This window comes from Pseudomonas sp. 1912-s (assembly GCF_029269205.1).
Classification (GTDB): domain Bacteria; phylum Pseudomonadota; class Gammaproteobacteria; order Pseudomonadales; family Pseudomonadaceae; genus Aquipseudomonas.
Window position 1 is genome coordinate 1 of the sequence record NZ_JARIXR010000051.1, and the last position, 19,176, is coordinate 19,176.

16 protein-coding genes and 1 pseudogene are annotated in these 19,176 nt (G+C 60.2%); 9 read left to right on the forward strand and 8 right to left on the reverse strand.

Features of this window, described 5'->3' with window-relative positions; all coding sequences use genetic code 11:
* The 3 genes from P3C29_RS31170 to P3C29_RS31180 form a co-directional block, all read left to right on the forward strand.
* The coding region (locus tag P3C29_RS31170; protein ID WP_275966307.1) for an RHS repeat-associated core domain-containing protein at positions 1–941 on the forward strand (941 nt) is incomplete at its 5' end.
* Entirely contained in the window at positions 938–1,303 is a 366-nt protein-coding gene (locus tag P3C29_RS31175; RefSeq protein WP_275966308.1) for a hypothetical protein, read from the forward strand. The genes P3C29_RS31170 and P3C29_RS31175, both read left to right, overlap by 4 nt.
* Before the next feature lie 167 nt (positions 1,304–1,470).
* Positions 1,471–1,794, forward strand: a complete 324-nt coding sequence (locus tag P3C29_RS31180) for a contact-dependent growth inhibition system immunity protein (protein WP_275966322.1) — start codon at positions 1,471–1,473, stop codon at positions 1,792–1,794.
* Between the two features lie 33 nt (positions 1,795–1,827).
* Here P3C29_RS31180 and feaR read toward each other — a convergent pair whose 3' ends face one another.
* The 3 genes from feaR to P3C29_RS31195 form a co-directional block, all read right to left on the reverse strand.
* Positions 1,828–2,781: a transcriptional regulator FeaR gene (gene feaR / locus P3C29_RS31185; RefSeq protein WP_275966309.1), complete on the reverse strand. Its 954-nt coding sequence runs from the start codon at positions 2,779–2,781 to the stop codon at positions 1,828–1,830.
* Positions 2,782–2,898: 117 nt separating this feature from the next.
* The gene (locus tag P3C29_RS31190) at positions 2,899–3,483 is read right to left on the reverse strand and encodes a DUF3156 family protein (protein ID WP_275966310.1); all 585 of its coding nucleotides are present in this window, start codon (positions 3,481–3,483) and stop codon (positions 2,899–2,901) included.
* Positions 3,464–4,963, reverse strand: coding sequence for an APC family permease (locus tag P3C29_RS31195; RefSeq protein WP_169387694.1), 1,500 nt, complete (start codon positions 4,961–4,963; stop codon positions 3,464–3,466). The genes P3C29_RS31190 and P3C29_RS31195 overlap by 20 nt, the downstream gene beginning before the upstream one ends.
* Before the next feature lie 217 nt (positions 4,964–5,180).
* On the opposite strand from P3C29_RS31195, the gene P3C29_RS31200 reads away from it, so the two are divergent.
* Positions 5,181–6,509 (forward strand): hypothetical protein, encoded by a 1,329-nt coding sequence (locus P3C29_RS31200; RefSeq protein WP_275966311.1) that lies wholly within the window; start codon positions 5,181–5,183, stop codon positions 6,507–6,509.
* A gap of 212 nt (positions 6,510–6,721) precedes the next feature.
* Here the strand turns inward: P3C29_RS31200 and P3C29_RS31205 are convergent.
* A pseudogene (locus P3C29_RS31205) lies at positions 6,722–7,192 on the reverse strand (flavin reductase family protein); the annotation flags it as partial.
* 59 nt (positions 7,193–7,251) lie between these two features.
* Complete coding sequence (locus tag P3C29_RS31210; RefSeq protein WP_201122866.1) at positions 7,252–8,421, reverse strand: p-hydroxyphenylacetate 3-hydroxylase oxygenase component; 1,170 nt, start codon at positions 8,419–8,421, stop codon at positions 7,252–7,254.
* 228 nt (positions 8,422–8,649) lie between these two features.
* On the opposite strand from P3C29_RS31210, the gene P3C29_RS31215 reads away from it, so the two are divergent.
* The gene (locus P3C29_RS31215; protein WP_275966312.1) at positions 8,650–10,137 is read left to right on the forward strand and encodes an aldehyde dehydrogenase family protein; all 1,488 of its coding nucleotides are present in this window, start codon (positions 8,650–8,652) and stop codon (positions 10,135–10,137) included.
* A gap of 244 nt (positions 10,138–10,381) precedes the next feature.
* Here the strand turns inward: P3C29_RS31215 and P3C29_RS31220 are convergent, their stop codons facing one another.
* Positions 10,382–10,717: a DUF3077 domain-containing protein gene (locus tag P3C29_RS31220; RefSeq protein ID WP_008431194.1), complete on the reverse strand. Its 336-nt coding sequence runs from the start codon at positions 10,715–10,717 to the stop codon at positions 10,382–10,384.
* A 601-nt stretch (positions 10,718–11,318) separates the two neighbouring features.
* Between P3C29_RS31220 and P3C29_RS31225 the strand changes: the two genes are divergently transcribed.
* Positions 11,319–11,861: a DUF3833 domain-containing protein gene (locus P3C29_RS31225; RefSeq protein ID WP_275966313.1), complete on the forward strand. Its 543-nt coding sequence runs from the start codon at positions 11,319–11,321 to the stop codon at positions 11,859–11,861.
* A 4-nt stretch (positions 11,862–11,865) separates the two neighbouring features.
* Positions 11,866–13,404 (forward strand): cryptochrome/photolyase family protein, encoded by a 1,539-nt coding sequence (locus P3C29_RS31230; RefSeq protein ID WP_275966314.1) that lies wholly within the window; start codon positions 11,866–11,868, stop codon positions 13,402–13,404.
* On the opposite strand, the gene P3C29_RS31235 is transcribed toward P3C29_RS31230, so the two are convergent.
* Positions 13,396–14,682 (reverse strand): MFS transporter, encoded by a 1,287-nt coding sequence (locus P3C29_RS31235; RefSeq protein ID WP_275966315.1) that lies wholly within the window; start codon positions 14,680–14,682, stop codon positions 13,396–13,398. The genes P3C29_RS31230 and P3C29_RS31235 overlap by 9 nt on opposite strands.
* Before the next feature lie 133 nt (positions 14,683–14,815).
* Here P3C29_RS31235 and P3C29_RS31240 point away from each other — a divergent pair, with 133 nt between their 5' ends.
* A complete protein-coding gene (locus P3C29_RS31240; protein ID WP_029616095.1) occupies positions 14,816–15,280 on the forward strand; it encodes a hypothetical protein in 465 nt (154 codons plus the stop codon).
* A gap of 170 nt (positions 15,281–15,450) precedes the next feature.
* On the opposite strand, the gene P3C29_RS31245 is transcribed toward P3C29_RS31240, so the two are convergent.
* Positions 15,451–17,556, reverse strand: a complete 2,106-nt coding sequence (locus P3C29_RS31245) for a TonB-dependent receptor (protein ID WP_201122857.1) — start codon at positions 17,554–17,556, stop codon at positions 15,451–15,453.
* 427 nt (positions 17,557–17,983) lie between these two features.
* Between P3C29_RS31245 and P3C29_RS31250 the strand changes: the two genes are divergently transcribed.
* Positions 17,984–19,171, forward strand: a complete 1,188-nt coding sequence (locus tag P3C29_RS31250; RefSeq protein WP_010175491.1) for an acyl-CoA dehydrogenase family protein — start codon at positions 17,984–17,986, stop codon at positions 19,169–19,171.
* The last annotated feature ends 5 nt before the right edge of the window (positions 19,172–19,176 follow it).

A 19,176-nucleotide genomic window follows, 5' to 3' on the forward strand; every position in this document is an offset into this window, starting at 1 on the left:
ACCTCTACGAACCCAACAGCTTCCGACCGTTAGCGCTGCTGAAAGGCTACGGCCCGGAAGACGTAAAACCCTTCCACTACCAACTCGACCACCTCGGCACGCCACAAGAACTCACCGCCCCCGACGGCGAAATCGTCTGGTCCGCCCACTACCGCGCCTACGGCCAAATCGCGAAGCTGGACGTCAACACCCTCACCAATCCGCTGCGCTTCCAGGGCCAATACTTCGACCCGGAAAGCGGACTGCACTACAACCGCCATCGCTACTACAATCCGGATGTTGGACGCTATCTGACGCCTGATCCCGTGAAGCTGGCGGGTGGGCTGAACGGATACCAGTACGTGCCCAACCCGACGGGGTGGGTGGATCCGTTGGGGTTGAATACCTGTCCGGGTGCGAACGGTTGTAAACCGGATGTCGGGGTTGGAGATCCGACCGAAAAAACTACGGTTAACGAAGGCCAGCCTGCTTTACCTCGTCTGACACAGGCCGAACGACGCGCACGAATTGATGAGCTTGGCGAGGCGAATGCATACCGCCGTCTTGATGAACTTGAACAAGCAACACCCGGAGCGCATTTTCTGGAAAAGCATGGGGCGCAGACGTCGCTGGCTTCCCAGTTGGAACGTGTAATGACAGCTAGAAACCCTACTACCGGTAACATTGAGAGATACGTTAGCGGTTCGAATATGGGGCAACCAAGACTTCCTAGCGCCGCGACTCATTTTATCAGCCATAGAGACCAACTAAATTCAATTCACCGCGCACAACTCATATTCAAATTGACTAACATATCGACATCCAGCAAACCTATGGACATGAAAAAAATCATTGGCGAGGGATACAAAAAAGACGGCTTCGAGTATGGAAAACAGACAAAAGCAAAAGTGATACTAGACCAGCATGGACAACCCATCACTGCCTACACGGAGTTTAAATGAAATTTTCACCCGACCTTCAAATCACCAGAAACCTGCTATTTACCTATTGCATTGAAAACGCGGACGACATAGAAAGAGAAGAGTTCATCGCCTCAAAAAACGTCAATGACGATAGAGAACTCTCTGAACTTTTTGACAAACTAACAAAGCCTGTATTTTTTTCATACAAAGTCGATGAAAGGCAGTGGCACATAGATACACTCAAATACTTCCTAAGAACTAATGATAGCTTCGACTCCGTATTCTATCTTTTCGATACTTACTTTGAAGGCGAAATCATTGACAGAAAACAGTTTATGAGAATCTTGCTCCAGTGCCTTGTACGCTACCAAGTTGAGTTTACTGAAAGACCACCTACATAAGGCAATGCAGACAAACCTATCGGGTAGAAAACATAGGGGCTACTTCACTCGTCCAAACCACTGCTTAACCGCCTTTCAATCTTGACAACGATAAAAACGGAAGATGCCCTACTTAGGTCAGCCCTATGAAATTAGTCCACTTGGCAAACACTGAAAAAGACCAAACAATGAGCCCTGCGTTAACAGCGTTGCAACAGTTTTTCGGTGGCTACTTCAATCAGGACTGGGTCTACGATCATGACTCTGCAGACGAGGTCATTGACTCTTTTATAAACGAATCAGACCCCGAGGCAATATGCCAAGTAAGACAGGAAATCATTGAGCTCTTAGCCGTTCAAAATACAGAGATAGACCTCCAAAAAAACCTTCTCTATGAACAGTACTGTTACTACCACTATCCCCACGAGTGGCCATCAGGACGCTTGTGGCTTGAGCATGTCGTAGAAAAGCTCGACAAGGCACTAACCGGAGGGACCCGTGAAGGGGGATAGACTGAGCAACAAATGAGTGGCCCTGTAGCGCCCTCACCCCACCTGCTGCAACCGCCCCGCCCGAAAATCCTTCGGCGACACTTCAAACTGCTTCTTGAACGACCGACTAAAGTGCGCCGAATCCGTAAACCCCCACTTATACGCAATCGACGTAATCGACTCACTGCGCAAAAACGGGTTGGTCAAATCATCCGCACTACGCTTCAACCGCGCCCGCTGGATATAGCGGCACACGCTGTCATCCTGTTCCTCAAACAACCGGTACAAATGCCGCACCGAGATGTTCAATCGACTCGCCAACCCCACCGGGCTCAGCCCTGGCTGGGTCAGCGATTCATCAATGACCTTCTGCACATAGCTGCGCAGGTTGCTGCCCTGCAACCCGCCGCAGTCATCGAGCTCGTCATTTTCCTGCTCAAACGCCGAGCCCAGCAGCGAGACAAACGCCGACTGCAACGCCTGCCCCTCGCCGACCGCGCCTTCGCCGTTGAGCGCGTCTTTGCACAGTTGGTCCATCAGCACGTGCAACATGCGCCCGCAGGCTTTGCTTGAGGAGATTTTGCCGAAGGTCTTGGGCTGGTTGCCAAGCTGTTTACACACCTCTGCGCGGGACAAGGACAGGGACGCGTGTTCGATCAGCCCGAACGGGGTGATGTCGATGGAGCCCACCGAGTCCATCAGGAGTAATTCGCCGGGGGCAAGTTGCACGCTCTGGCCGTTTTGGGTGATCTGGCAGTAGCCGCTGCGCTGGCTGACGAGGAAGCAGTTCTGGTCGTCATCGTGGTCGGCGCGGGCCTTGGAGCGTTTGATCAGGCCGGCGTTGGTGCGCAGGTTGGCCAAAGGCAAACCGCCGCGGGAAAAGGTGGTGATGCTGCCGATGAACAGCGAGCGGTTGAAGGCCAGTTCTGTGTCGAAGTGACCGCAAACCGCGCGCAGATCCCGGGTCCAGCGGTCCAGCCCGTCTTGCCCAATCTGTTGCATGCTCATGGTTGTTTCCACCTTGGCTTTTTGTTTTTGTCGGGCAATAGTTAACATGTTATCTATATGCGCGCAACAAGTACGTGTCTGCCAAGGTGTTTGCACTATTGATGCCAAATCCTGCGGTCAGTGAGCCTGCAATGCGCGCTGGAAACCGCCCAGCGCGTCCAGCAGCCAGGCGCGTTGAGTGCTGCTCAAGGCGATGTAGCGCCGGAACGCCGGCATGCGGTTGACCACCTCGCTGCCGCCCATATGCTCAAGCCGTACGCACCACTGGTGATCCTGCAGGTCGATGCGCAGGCGCTTGAAATCCAGCGGCATCAGGGCGCGATGCAACGCGCTGCCCTCCTGCAGTTCGGTTTGCAGAAGCGTCAAAACGTCCTTGTCTCCCGACCGCTGCCGACAGCGGATGCCGGTGCGTCGAACGGCCCCGGTGTGGTGCAGTTCGAAGCTCGCCGTGCCCTGCTGCGAGGCAGGGATGCGCAACACGAATTCGATCATCACCAGGTGCATCAACAGCTGCGACTCGGTGCGCTCGACGATCTCCAGTTGCAGCCCGAGATTGTCCAGGGAAAGCCGGGCCGTCGTCGGTCCACACAACTCATAACCGGCCAAGCCGAGATTACGTCGCAGGTGTTCCAGCGTAACCCCGGGCCGATACCCGGCAGGCGCACGCCGGGCGCTGAACAGTTCAGACAGTTTTTGCAGCATGGCTGACATACCCGTTGTGCGATGGACCCGGCTCATGGGCGAACTCCTTGGCCAACACCTCTTCCACCGAGGCGGGCTTGAATGGATTGACCTTCTGCACCACCAGGGTCCAGAACAGCGCGTACGCCGCCGTGCACCCGAGCATCACGCCAAAGGGGATGTAGATGTCGGCGGGGTTCATGCCGGGCGGGGTGATAAACCACATGCCCAGCAGGATGCCGATGCTCGACAGAATCTGCGGCAGCGGAAAGAACGGCGAGCGGTAGGCGCGAGGCAAATCCGGACGGCGAATTCGCAAAATCACCACCGACAACGTCACCAGCAGGTAAGCAAAACTCCAGGCACACACCGCCGCCAGCACCAGATGCATGATGTTGTCGGTGTTGCCCCCCAGGTACAGCGCGTGCAGGCACGGGATCAGCATCGCCACCAGGATGCACAGCAACGGCGTCTTGAAGCGCGGGTGCAGGTAGGTGAAAACCTTCGGCAACGCGCCGTCGACCGCCATGCCGTACAGGATTCGCGGCACACCGGCCATCAGGGTGTTGATGGTTGCAGCGCCGGCAAACAGGAAGCCGATGCCCAGCCACATCGGGCCAATGCTGCCCATCACCTGCTCGGCGAATTTCGGGATGGCCATCGGCGTGTCCAGCAGGTGCACGCCGCCCGCCGCGTCGATCAATACGTTTTCCACCTGGCGCTTCATCGCCGCGCCGTAGATGAACATGCACGTGGCCACGCCCAGCAGCCCCAGCACCATCGCCCTGGGCATCACCTTGGCCGAGTTGCGCAGGTCCGGCGCCAGCGGCGTGACGAATTCACAGCCGACAAACATGAACATCGCCATGCCCACCAGCGACAGGATGGTGACCAGGTCGGTGCCCACCAGGGATTCACCGAACCAGCCGTCCAGCTGCACCGCCGGGGCCGCGATCAGGCCCAGCACGCCAAATACCATCAAGGTGGTCCACATGCCGAAGGTGAGGATGATCTCGGCCCGGCCGAACGCGCTGACGCCAAACGCATTGAGCACCCCGAACACAATCACGAAACCCACCCCCAGCAACCACGAACCGCCGGCGGATTCTGCCAGGGTGTTGAGGTGTTCGAAGTTCACCAGCGCCATCACCCCGGAGAGGATGGTTTCCGCGGTGCCGGCAAACACATGCACGATCAGGTACGCCGACAAGGTGCCGGTAATCGCGAAGAACCGGCCCATGCCGCAGTTGATGTAGTCGTAGACCGAGCCGGTGGTGGGCAGGATCGAGGCGGCCTCGGCGAAGGTGGTCGCCTGGGCCAGCATCATCACCACCGCGATCAACATCGCCACCGCGAAGGCACTGCCGCCGATGCCAAACCCCATGGTCGCGGTGAGGATCACCGGGCTGGCCATGATCAAGCCAATAGTGCTCGCCAGCGCGGTTGGAAAGCCCACCGTGCCGCGTTTCAAATGTTCGGTGAGCCGGTCGTTGATCGACATGGTGCGGATCCTCAAGAAGCGGATTTTTAGAAGTATTGGCACTCTGCGCCCCGCCCTGGCTGATCGTCTTGCTCCTGGCTGCCGCCGGTTTTGTTGCTGCCTGCCACCGCCCTGCCACTGGCGGCCTGGGTCAATTGCCTGGCACGCAGGGGAAAGACTTGGCCCGGCGGCGCTCGCCCTAATGCTCCCTCAATTCACCTTGTTGGGGACTATAACAATGCAGCACACACAACAAACCCGTCACCTGTACAGGGCCATCAGCCTGGGCATCGCGCTGATGATCATCGAGTCATCGGCCCAGGCCTTCGAGCTGTATGCCGATGACGACACCCACGTCACCGGCAACTTCCTGGCGGTGTACGGCCTGTTCAACAGCCGCAAGAACTACGACGGCACCACCGGCGGCTCAACGTGGCGCGAAGGGTTCATCAAGTATGGCTTGAGCATCGACCAGCGCTTCGGCGCCCTGGGCAGCGTGTATGGCACTGCCAACCTGGTCAGCTCCGGCACCTGGGGCGACGGCGACTCGTCTGGCGTGACCACCGGCCGCGAGCGCACCACCAAGTTCGACGAAGCCTTCGCCGGCTGGCGCTCGGGCGAGCTGTTTCCGGGATTGGGCAAGGATGGCGTGGACCTGTCGTTCGGCCGCCAGGTCATCATGCTCGGCGACGGTTTCATCATCAACGACGACGGCCCGAACCTCGGCAAGGGCGTGGACGACGGCAAGTTCAACCGTGGCGGCGCCTATTACATCGCGGCGCGCCATGCCTTTGATCAAACCGCCGTGTTGCGCCTGGGCGGCAAGGACGGCGTGCATGGCAGCGTGATGTGGATCAAGTCCGACAACCGCGCCCAGGCCAACACCGAAATGGCCGCCAGTACCCTGGACTACACCGCCGCGCCGGGCACCGTGGGCCTGACCTATATCCACGGCATCAGCGTCGACGACCGTTATGCCAATGACCTGCAAAAACAGCGCGCCGGCATGAACATCTACAGCCTGCGGGGCGCCGGCAATGCCGGGATCGAGAACGCACACTTTTCCTTTGAATACGCCTGGCAGGACAAGGATGCCGGCCCGGAAAAGGCCTGGTACACCGAAGGCGGCTATACCTTCGCCGCACTGCCCTGGTCGCCGGATCTGACGTACCGCTACAGCCGCTATTCAAAAAACTGGGACGCGATGTTCTCGGGCTTCAACCGGGGCTACGGCACCTGGGTGCAGGGCGAAGTGGCCGGCAATTACTCGGGGCCGTTCAATACCAATACCGAGGTGCAACACGTGGCGTTGAAGGTCAAGCCGCTGGACAGCGTGACCGTCGGCGCGCTGTTCTTCGACTACAAGACCTTGAGCAAGGGCGGCATGCTCAACCTCGATGGGCGCGAACTGGACCTGTACGCGGAATGGGCGGTGAATGAACACCTGATCATCACGCCGCTGCTGGGGCTGTACAAGCCGAACAAGGATGAGAGCAACGGCGGGAATCAGGTGGGGGGCAACGGTACCAATGTCTACAGCCAGGTCACCGTGGCCGTGCCGTTCTAGCGCAGATCCAATCGGCGACCGAGATCAAATGTGGGAGCTGGCTTGCTGTGGTGAGCGGGCTTGCCCCGCGTTGGGCTGCGAAGCAGCCCCATCAATCTGTGGTGAACCCGACGAGGGGCAAGCCCCCTCACCACAGCAAGCCCGCTCCCACATGTAGGCTGCGTCAACCTTCAAGAGAGGTGTTCGCCCTACGGTTGCCGCTCTTCGATCCGCGCATACGCCCCCTGGTGATAGAGCAACGGCGCACGACCAAAGTCATCAAACGCCACCACCTTGCCGATCATGATCCAGTGATCGCCACCATCCACCTGCTGGTATTTCTCGCAGTGAAACCGCGCCGAGCAATCGGCGAAGACCGGCGAGCCGCCCTCCCCCGGTTCGAATTCGATTTCGGCAAAACGATCATCCCTGGGCCGGGCAAAGTTGTTCGACAGGTGGATCTGGTCGGCCGCCAGCACGTTGACCGCAAAATGGCTGGCCTGCTCGAACACCTCGTGGCTGTTGGAGCGCTTGTCGATGCTCCACAGTACCAGCGGCGGGTCCAGGGACACCGAGTTGAAGCTGTTGGCGGTGACGCCCACCTTGCGCCCGCTGGCATCAGCGGCGGTGACCACGGTGACGCCGGTGGCAAAATTACCGAGGGCCCGGCGAAAAGCCCGTGGGTCGAAACTGTTATCAGACATGCAAGACTCCCGGACTGCATCAACGTGCAGTCCTGATTGTGGTGATGGCAGGGTCGGCGTCAAATCATGCTCGGATCAGGCTCAAGCCCCATCAGCTCACGCCCCAGGATCTGCGCGCACACGTCGTAGTCGGTGTAGGCATGGGCGCCGGTCATGTGGGAATCGCGGAACAGGCGCTGCATTTCGTTGTGCTCGAACCACGCATTGCCGCCGGCGGCCTCGAACAAGCGGTCCACCGCCTGGATGCACATTTTGGTGGCGTACGCCTGGTTGGTGCGCCAGAAAGCCAGGGTTTCGCGACTGGGATAACGGTGCTGCTCGCTGTGTTCGGCGTGTTCCTGCCAGGTCTTTTCCAGGAAGGCCCGGGCAGCCGCCACCTGGTGCGTCGACTCGGCCAGACGCATCAGCGCCGGAGTCGCAGCGCCCACCGCCGCGCCGGTGTAGGCACGCACGCGGGTCCTGGTTTTCTCGCGGAACACCTCAAGCATGCGCTCGGCCACGCCCAGGCTCACCGTGGAGAAACCACTGGCGAAATACGGCCGGTACGGCGAGTAGAAAATCTTGCTGTCGGGGTACAAGCCAAAGCCGGCGGACTTGCCTTCCATCATGTCCTTGGCTTTCTGGATACGGTGTTCGGGCACCAGCACGTTGTCGATGATCAGGGTCTTGGTGCCGCTGCCTTTCATGCCGGCGGCGAACCAGTCATCGCGAATCTGATAGTCACTGCGGGGCAATACCGCGAAGCAATAGTCCTGGGTGCCCTCGGCGTTCTTGCGACGGAAACCGACAATCGCCCACTCGGCATGATCGCAGCCACTGCTCCAGCCCATTTCACCGCTGAACAGCACACCGCCCTCCACTTCCTCGGTGCGGCCAAACGGCGCGATGCTGCTGCTGGCGGTGGCATTCGGGTTATCGCCCCAGACTTCCTGCTGCAGCTTGGCGGGAAACAGCGCCAGTTGATGACTGTGGGTGCACAACAGGCTCATGGCCCAGGCGGTGCTGGCACAGGCGCCGGCCAGCAAGGCGATGCAGTCGGCAAATTGCGGCAGGGAGATTTCCATGCCACCGAAGGGTTTGGGTTGAAAGGCCCGGTGCATGCCGATGCTCTTGAGCAGCGCAATGTTCTCGTCGGGAACCTTGCGGTCCTGCTCGGCCTGGAAGGCGTTGGCAGCGATGGTCGGCAGAATCGCCTTGAGGTCTTCGAGGAGCGGGTTTGGCTTTTTCATGGACGGCCCTGCTTATTATTGGATGTCCGGCTGGCGTTCAAACTCAACGAACGGCGCTGGATGTGGGGCCAGTATGGAGCGGGCAACCCCCCCGGAAAATGCACCTTCCACAGCCAAGATTGCACTTTCCACAGGCCTGGCAGCCACAGGCATATCGTCCGGCAGACAGAGACAAGCCCGGGCCGCCCAGGCTGGTTAACCTCGGGCTTTTGCGAGCAGGAAAATCCCATGAGCGATGTTGCGCTGCTGCCTGAAGTCCACGCCTTCCTTGGTCGAAACCATGCCTTGTTCATCGACGGCGGTTACGTCCCGAGCCATTCCAGCCAGACCCTGGAGGTGACCAACCCGGCCAACGGCGACGTGATCGCCCACGTGGCCGACGCCGACCTTGCGGATATCGACGCGGCGGTGGAATCCGCCCGGCGCGGCTTCCGGCAATGGTCCCAAACCGCACCGGCGACACGCGGCAATGTGCTGCTGAAACTCGCCGACCTGCTGGAGCAACACCGCGAAGAACTGGCGCAGATCGAAACCTGCCAGTCGGGCAAGATCATCCAGGTTTCACGGGCCTTTGAAGTGGACCAGGCCGCGCACTTCCTGCGTTACTACGCCGGCTGGGCCACCAAGATCAGCGGCCAGACCATTACCCCGTCACTGCCCTCCTTTGCCGGCGAACGCTACACCGCGTTCACCCTGCGCGAACCGGTGGGCGTGGTGGTGGGCATCGTGCCGTGGAATTTCTCGACCATGATCGCCATCTGGAAACTCGCCTCGGCGCTGGTGACCGGTTGCAGCATCATCATCAAGCCCAGCGAGTTCACCCCGCTGACCATCCTGCGCATCGCCGAACTGGCCATCGACGCCGGCCTGCCGGCGGGCGTGCTGAACGTGTTGACCGGTGGCAGGCACGTGGGCCAGGGCCTGGTGGAGCATCCGGGCACCGACAAGGTCTCGTTTACCGGCTCGGTGCCCACCGGCATCGCCGTGGGCCGCAGCGCCATGGGCGCCGGGCTGACCCGGGCAACCCTGGAGCTGGGCGGCAAGAATTCCGCCGGGTTCCTGCGGGATGTAGACCTCGACAAGGCCGTCAACGGCATCATCGAAGCCGGCTTCCTGCACTCCGGGCAAATCTGCGCGGCGGCCGAACGCTTCTTCGCCCACCGCTCGCAGATCGAGCCGATCATGGAGAAATTGGCGCAACGCCTGAGCCGGTTGAACATCGGCTCGCCACTGGACGAGCGCACCGAATTCGGCCCGGTGACCAACCGCCAGCACCAAAAGAAACTCGAATGGTTTTTCGCCAAGGCCCGCGCCGAGAACAATACGATTGTCCACGGCGGCAAGCTGATCGAGGGCCCGGGCTGCTATGTGGAGCCCACCGTGATTCTCGCCAACACGATCAACGACACCCTGCTCAACGAAGAAACCTTCGGCCCGATCGCCACGTTCTTCCCCTACGACACCGAGGAAGAACTGCTGGAACTGATGAACAACACGTCCTACGGCCTGAGCGCCAGCCTCTGGACCAACGATTTGAGCAAGGCCCTGCGCATGGTGCCGGCGATCAACGCGGGCACGGTGTGGGTGAACATGCACACGATGCTCGACCCGGCCGTGCCGTTTGGCGGCAACAAGTCTTCGGGGGTGGGGCGTGAGTTTGGCGGGGCCTTTATCGAGGACTACACCGAACTCAAGTCGGTGATGATTCGCTACTGATAAACCGGGCGACCGATCGTTCCCACGCTCCGCGTGGGAATGCATACCGTGACGCTCCGCGTCACCACTGCGCAAGGCTTCCATTGTGCATTGCCAGCGGGACGCGGAGCGTCCGAGGCGGCATTCCCACGCAGAGCGTGGGAACGATCAGCGTGGGAGTGATCGCGAGCCTGCTGACAAACCCGCTCTCCTGACCAACCGCTCCCACACTGGATTTATGTTGCCAGTTGGATTTCGGATGTGATCAGGCCACCGGACACTCCCGGTTCAGCGCCTCATCCACCAACAACTGCGCCATCTCCACCAATTGCACCACTGCCAACACTTGCTTGCGGCTGGCCCCATCAAGATGCTCGGCACAGTCATAGGCGCTGACAGCCGCCGATTCAAGAATCTCGCTGGCATTACACAAGGCGACTTCGGTGCTGAGGCCGGCACGTACGGAGAATAGTTTGTTGGAGGACGGAGGCGAAGCGGCAGGTTCTGAGTTGAGGTCGTAGTGCTTGAATGCGCGCTGGGCAGCATCGTGGAATTTCTGGTCGTTCAAGTAATGCGGCGGGTTGGGCGAGACCTTTTTCATGGTGAAGCTCCTCTATGAGTAAGCACCTCCACGCTCGCTACCACACGATTAAGGAGGCGACTGTACACGGGGTGGTAGACCGGTCATAGAAACCCGGCAGGCCGAAGCCTCCCATGCACAGCCGCCACAAAGCAGCCCGCACAAAAAAACGCCCTTGAGCGTTTTGGGATCTATGAAATAGCCGGGCTACCACACCCGTTCGCTGAATTGGCAGCGACCCGCGAAGGTTAGCGGCGAGAAGGACTGGAAGCAACCTGAAATCTATGTGGGAACGGTCTGCGTAGGAACGGGCGATACCGCTGCCGGCGTATGCCCATTGTTGATCGTTCCCAGGCTCCGCGTGGGAATGCATACCGTGACGCTCCGCGTCACCCTCGCGAGGCTTCAATGTCGCGTCGGCAGCGAGACGCGGAGCGTCCGAGGCGGCATTCCCACGCAGAGCGTGGGAACGATCAAACGGCTCAGTGAGCGGCCCATCAATATGCAGGTCAGTAGCGGATACAGCCAGGTGCCTTTTAAATACCTGTACAAGTTTATAATTTTGTACAAGTATCAGGTATCGAAGCTTCCGCTGTATCACGCCCGCTCAGGGAGACATGCAATGACCCGTCTATTGGTTTCACTGGCCTTGATCCTCGGCCTGTGCAGTTGCGGCAGCGTTGACGTCAAACACTATGCCGACCAGCAACCGCAGCTGGACCTGGTGCGTTTCTTCAGCAAGCCGGTTAAAGCCTGGGGGATATTCGAGAAGCGCTCGGGCGAAGTGGCCAAGCGTTTCGAGGTGAATATCGCCAGCCGCCGCGAAGGTGAAAACCTGATTCTCGACGAGCGCTTTCTCTACAGCGACGGCACGCGCCAGCGGCGTGTCTGGACCCTGACGCCCGACGGCCCGGGCCACTGGCGCGGTCGTGCCGACGATGTGGTGGGTGAAGCCAAGGGCGAAGTGGCCGGCAACGCCTTGCGCTGGCGTTACATCCTGAACCTGCCGGTTGACGGCTCCGTCTACGAAGTGAGCCTCGACGACTGGATGTACCTGATGGACGAAGACACGCTGATCAATCGCTCCAGCATGTCCAAGTTGGGCGTCGAGGTCGGTCAGGTGACGTTGTTCTTCCGCCGCCAGTCCGTCCAAGAGGCCCATTGAATCAATGCATGAGACTCATCGGCTGTGCCTGGTCCTGGGCGACCAGTTATCGTTTGACCTGGCCTCGTTAAATGGGCTGGACAGCCAGCACGACGCGGTCCTGATGGTCGAGGTGATGGAGGAAGCCAGCCATGTGCCCCACCACCCGCAAAAAATCGCCCTGATCTTCAGCGCCATGCGCCACTTTGCCCAGGCGTTGCAGCAGCGCGGTATTCGGGTGCACTACGTCAGCCTGGATGACCCGCAAAACACCGGCTCGGTGCCCGGCGAATTAAAGCGCTGGCAGTCGCTGATGCACGCGCGCGAACTGCACCTGACTGAATGCGGTGACTGGCGCCTGGAGCAATCCCTGAAGGACTGCGGTTTGCCGATCCAGTGGCACGCCGACAGTCGCTTCCTGTGCAGCCGTGACGAATTCGTGGCCTGGGCAAGCGGCAAAAAACAGCTGCGCATGGAGTACTTCTACCGTGAGATGCGCCGCAAGAGCGGGCTGCTGCTGAACGGTGACGGCACGCCAGTCGGCGGCGCCTGGAACTTTGATGCGCAGAACCGCAAGGCACTGCCCAAGGGTACCAAGGCGCCCTACCCGGCGCGCTTCAGCTCGGACTCAATCACCCGGGACGTGTTGGCGCTGGTCGGTAAACACTTCAGCAGCCACTACGGCGCACTGGACACCTTCGATTACCCGGTGACCCACGCCGACGCCCAGGCACTCTGGGATTACTTTCTGGATTACGGCCTGGCGGGGTTCGGTGACTACCAGGACGCCATGGCCAGCGACGAGCCGTTTCTGTTTCATGCCCGCATCAGTGCCGCGCTGAACATCGGCCTGCTGGACCTGCGCCAGTTGTGCAGCGATGTGGAGGCGGCGTATTGGTCGGGCAGCATCGGGCTGAATGCTGCCGAAGGGTTTATCCGCCAACTGATTGGCTGGCGTGAATACGTACGCGGCGTCTACTGGCTGAAAATGCCGGACTACGCCGCCGGCAACTCATTCGGCAACAGCCGCCCGCTGCCGGAGTTCTACTGGACGGGCGAGACGCAAATGAACTGCATGCGCCAGGCGATCGGCCAAAGCCTGAAACACGCCTACGCCCATCACATCCAGCGGCTGATGGTCACCGGCAATTTCGCCTTGCTGGCCGGGATCGTGCCCAGCCAGATATGCGAGTGGTACCTGGCGATCTACATGGACGCTTTCGACTGGGTCGAACTGCCCAACACCCTGGGCATGGTCATGCATGCCGATGGCGGCTACCTCGGTTCCAAGCCTTACTGCGCGAGCGGCCAATACATAAAGCGCATGTCCGACTACTGCCGAGGCTGTGCCTACAGCGTCACTGAAAGCACCGCTGAGAATGCCTGCCCGTTCAATTCGCTTTACTGGCACTTCCTGATGCGCCACGGCGACCTGTTGCGGGGCAATCAGCGCATGGCCATGCTGTATAAAAACCTCGACCGCATGCCTGAATCCAAACAGGACGCGCTGTGGAAACGGGGCGAGATGCTGCTGGCCAGACTGGATGCGGGGGAATCACTTTGACAACGCGGCCCGGTGTTTACCGGCCCGTTCGCCGAGCAGCATCAATCCGCCGCCCGTCAGCAGCAAGCCCGCCGCGATAACGATGTAACCGCCGTAGACATCCCCGATAACACCCTGCGCAAGGTTAAGCGTCTGGGAACACACCAGCGTGCCGGTCAACGAGGCGATGGCCAGCACCGGCGTCACCGTCGCCGAGACCCGGCCCATGTAGCCCGACGGCACGGCCTCTTGCAGCATCGGCCCCTGCACCATGGCGAACACCGAAAAGCACACCCCACAGCAAAACATCAGCGCCCAGGCCAGGTAAAACGGCGGATGCGACGCGTAGCCCAGGTAGCTCAGCCCCAGGCACAACAGCGCAACGGTAAACGCCCGGCGAATGCTCAAGGCCTTCAACAGCGGCCGCACCAGTAATGCCGCCACCAGACCACCGACGGGAAACGCGGCGAGAACCAGGCCATATTCACGCGGGCTCAGGCCCAGGGTCTTGAAGGCGTACAAAGACAAAACGACGTTATTGATACCTAGGGAAAATCCGTACAACGCCACACCGGTCAGCAGGGTCCGAATCGACGGGTGCCCCCAGGAAAACCGCAGGCCCTCCAACAGCCCACGCCAGAACGATGTGTGCGCTACCGGCAACGCTGTACGCAAGCCTCGGGTAGCCACGATGCATAACGCCGAACAGCTGAACGCCAGCACATTGATCATCAACGCCCAGATCGGCCCCACCCACACAAACAAGGCCGGGCCCACGGAAGCTGAGAGAACCGAAATGCCCGTCAGGGAAAACATCGTCTTGGCCGACGCTTCTACCCGCCGCTCAGCGGGAATGATCACTTGCATGATCGCCTGGCGGGACGGGTTGAAGAACTGCGCAGCGCTGCTGTTCATCACCAGCAACAGCAGCACGCCGGTGAATACCTGCATCTGGCCGAGGCCGGACAATGAATAGATCAGGATAAAGATCAGGAAGTTGATCACCCGGATAGCGTCTGCGCTGATCATCACGTAGAGCGGCGTCATGCGGTCGACCCAGGCGCCCGCCAATGGCGCCACCAGCACCCGCGGAATCGCCGATGCCGCCACCGCCAGGCCAACGGCACTCGGTAGAAAAGCGCTGTCACGGAACAGGTCCGTCACCAGCCAGACGATGATCGTGCTCTCCAACACAAATTCGCCAAAGGACGAGAGCACCTGGCCCAGCCATAACAGTGAAAAATTGCGGCTGATGAAAAACCCGGCAAACCGGCTTTTCCCTTGAGTCGTCCTGAACACCATCCCTTCCCTGTGCGAAACGCTGTGAAATTTTCCGGCCGCTGCGAATTGTTGTGAAGCCGGCGATAAATGGCCAATTGCCCATGCTAACGTCGGCGTCGATGTCATCCAATCCATTGAGGGAGCAGCGCCGATGTCTACTACCGTAACACCCGCCGGTGGCGGACCGACTACTCAAAAAGCCTCAACGTCGGTGTTCGACGACAAGTTGAACATTGCCAAGTCGAGCAAGGTAGTCGCTGATTACATGCGCCAGACGGGCAAGTCGGCCATTACCAAGCAAGAGCTTTCGCAACTGGCCAGCAACGCCTCGGGCAAGGTGCCGGCGGATGTCAGCGCTGCTGCCCAGTACATGGAGCGCCATCCCGACGTGTTCACCGCGATCGAAACCCATGACGTGGCCGGTGCCGACAACCTGTCCGGCGTGTGGAACTTCGACTGGGCCGCCAACGGTGGCCTGAACGGCACCGCGACCGATGCGATCGCCAAGATGCAGGACACCTTCGATTTTGCGATCGCCAAGTCGGCGCAGATCACCGAGATCAGCACCGGCAAAAAGGCCGAGCTGGACTCAACCAAGCAACGGCCGCAGAACTAGGTTTCTGGACGCAACAAAAATCAAATGTGGGAGCTGTCGAGCTTTAGCGAGGCTGCGATAGCGGTGGGCCAGGCAACATCCATGTTGACTGTGCTGACGCCATCGCAGCCTCGCTAAAGCTCGACAACTCCCACAGGACTTCCTTTGTTTGTTAGAGCGCCGGCCTGCGGTCAGAAGTGAAACGCAACCCCCGTGGTCACGTTGAACGCATCCCCTACATAGAAGTTGGCCGAGTCCTGGCCCTTGGCGTCATACGCGGTGTTGGTGGCCGTGGCGTAGCGTTTGTTGGTCAGGTTGCGCGCATCGACGAACACTTCCCACTTCTTGCTCGGGGCCTCGTAGCCCACCTTCGCGCCCCACAACGTGTAAGACGGCGCACTCAGTGAGTTGGCAAAGTCGACGTAATAACTGGACGCCGCCCGGGCGTTGAGCTGCGCGTAGAAGCCGCTGCCCTGGCGATACTCCAGCTCGGCCTGGTAGACCTGGCGCGGCAGGCCCGGCAGTTGGTTGTCGCCGAACACCGAGTCATTGCGGTAGTGGAAGTCGTTGAAGGTGTACGCCTGGCGCAAGGTCACGGTGTCGCCATTGCCGCCGTCCCACAGTTGCGCATTCAAGCCGGCTTCGATGCCCTGGTGAATCGTCGCGCTGCCGTTGGAGGTGGCCACCAGTTGATCCTGGGTCGCCGTTGCCTGGCGCACCACCACCGACAGCAGTTCTTTCTGCACCCACGAGCGGTACACCGTCAGGCTGCCGTCGAAAATACCGTGGCCGCCGCGAATCCCGAACTCCACGGTGTTGGCTTTTTGTGGTCGCACATCGCGGATATACGGCGTGCCGGTGCTGCCCAGTTGCCAAGTGACCGGTGGGTCCACCGAGCGGCTGACGTTGCCGAACACTTCGAATTCCGGGGTCAGTTGATAGCGCAGGCCGATGCGCGGGGCGACGTCGGTCTCGTCGTATTCGACGCCACTGGGGAACGCACTGGTATTGGTGCCGGTGGTGTATTCGATCTGCGCCTTGCGCTTGATATCAATTAACGACAGCCCGGTGGACAGCCACGTACGGTCATTCAGTTGCAGTTCGTTGCCGAGGGAAAACACCGTGTCCCGGGAGCCGGTGTAGTTGGTTTTCTGCTGGGTGATGCCGGTGGCCTTGCTGTGGGATTTCACATCGGCCAGGTACGCCAGGGTGTTGCTGAAGGTCACGCTGCTGTCGCTGCGCAGGCCGAAGAAGGTGTCGGCGGTGCGCAGGTACCGCAGGGTCAGGTTGACGTCCTGGGAGCGCCATTCCTGGGGCGTTGGCGAATAGCGCCAGCCGTTGTCCAGCGGGTAATCGTTGTAGCCCAGGCCGACTTCGAGCTTGGCATTGTCGTCGAAGGTGTAGGTGGTGGTGCTGCCCAGCAGGGTCGAGCCGTCCTTCTTGCGCCCGATGGGCACGAGGTTGCTGGTGGGGTCGTGCTTGAGTTGGTACTTGGTCAGGGTGTTGCCCTGGCTGAGGGTCTCTTCCTTGTAGCGAATATAGAAGCGCGTCTCCAGTTGCGGGCTGAACACGTGGCCGAAGTTGGCGACGATCCCCTGCCCTTTGTTCGGCGTGTTGTCCTGGTAACCGTCACGCTCGTTGTGCTGGATGCTGACGTAGTAGTCGTTGTCGCCCTCCACGCCACCCGTACTCAGTTGCTGCTTGCGGTAGCCAAAGCTGCCGGCCTCGAAGCGCGCGTAGTTGCCCGGGTCGGTGCGCCCGGTCTTGCTGACGAAGTTGATCGCGCCGCCCAGGGACAAGGCCGAATAACGGAAGGCGTTGGCGCCGTAGAGCACCTCGGTGTGGTCCACCGAGGCCATGTCCAGCATGTCTTCCTGGGTGCCGCCCGGCCCGGTCAACGGCAGGCCGTCGTAGAGGAATTTAATCCCCAGCACATAGCCTTGATAGAAGGTGTTAAGGCCCGAACCACGGATCGATATCTTGTTGGCGCCCGAGCCGCTGGTGGCCTGGGCGAAGACTCCCGGCTGCAGCGCCAGCACGTCCTCGGCATTCGCCGCACGGCCCTGTTCGATCTTGCGGTTGTCGATCACCGCGGTTTTGCCGGGCACCCTGGCCAACTGCTTTTCGGCCTTTTGCGCCTCGGTGGCTTCGGCGCCGGTGACCACCACCGTGGCCAGGGTAGGGTCGGCCGGGGCGGCAAACGCCGCACCGTGTATCAACATCAACAGCACGCCAAGGCTGGACGCGGTGGCCAGTGACTCAAAACGACGAGCGCGTGGTTCAAACAGTTGCCGCATGGACTCAATACTCCTGGGGTCTCTAATTAGTTGGAGCATCTATTCGTATAGTCGCGCTCTATTTTGAACTTTGCAGGGTTCGTGCCACGTCAAAACATCAACAAATAGGGGCCCATCGCCCTATTTAATCGCCACAGGCGCAACACTTTGCTGGTGAAATGTTCGATTCACAACAATGCGAAAAAAACACATTCAATTATATGTTTAATCGATAAAGGCATAACCAAAGCCCCGGTCTACAGGGCTCCGTCACAACTGTGCAAATCCCAACAGCTGACCAACAAAAGTTGTGTATTCGACACTCTCTTTTTCTGCACACCTCTAAGAAGGTGCAAGTTATCGGCTTGTCCTTACTTGGTATGGCTCTTGCTCTAGCCAGTCAATCAATTCAAGCATCTGCGACTATTAAGCAACGAGGTATTCACGCGTGACGGTCAACTTACTCTGCACCCGCAGGACCCCGCTGGAGATTGCCCGTGACCTGGCGAGCGAGTTCGCCCGCACCGCCGTCGACCGGGACGCCACCGGCGGCACGCCCAAAGCCGAGCGCGACAAGCTGCGCAGCAGCGGCCTGTTGTCCCTGAGCATTCCCGGGCAATTCGGCGGGCTGGACGCCAACTGGTCGGAAACCTTCGAGGTGGTGCGCGAATTTGCCCGGGTCGACAGCTCCATCGCCCATGTATTCGGTTTTCATCACCTGATGCTTGCCACCGTCCGATTGTTCGCCACGCCCGCGCAATGGCAAACCTGGTTCAGCCTGACCGCCAGCAACAACTGGTTCTGGGGCAACACCCTGAACCCGTTGGACACCCGCACGGTGGTCAAGCGCCACACGGGCTGGCGGGAATTCTCGGGGCAGAAGAACTTCTGCTCCGGCGCCAACGATTCAGAAATGCTGATCGCCTCGGCCATCGATGAAAGCGCCGGCGGCAAGTTGCTGATCGCGGCCATTCCCAGTGCCCGCAGCGGGATCATCCTGCACAACGACTGGAACAACATGGGCCAGCGCCAGACCGACAGCGGTAGCGTGACCTTCAAGCGCGTACGCGTGGAAGAATCCGACCTGCTGCTGGACCCGGGCCCGCTGAGCACGCCGTTCGCCTGCCTGCGCCCGCTGATTGCGCAACTGCACTTCGCCAACATCTTCCTGGGTATCGCCGAAGGCGCGTTCGAAGAGGCGCGCCAATACACCCTGGAAGAAGCCCGCCCGTGGTTCCGCTCCAGCGCCAGCCACAGCACCCAGGACCCTTACATCCTCAGCCATTACGGCGACTTCTGGGTGGCGCTGCAAAGCACCCGCCTGTTGGTGGAGCGCGCGGGCCAGGTGCTGGACACGGCGTGGGCCAAGGGGCCAGCACTGACCAGCGAGGAGCGCGGGGAAGCGGCCATTGCCATCGCCACCGCCAAAGTCGCCGCCAGCCGCAACGGCCTGGAGTTGTGTAGCAAGGTCTTCGAGGTTACCGGCGCGCGGGCTACCAACGCCTCGGTGGCGCTCGACAGGCATTGGCGCAATTTGCGCACCCAAAGCCTGCATGACCCACTGGATTACAAACTCCATGAACTGGGGGAGTGGGCACTGAACGGTACCCCGCCCATCCCGACTTTTTATTCCTGATCTTT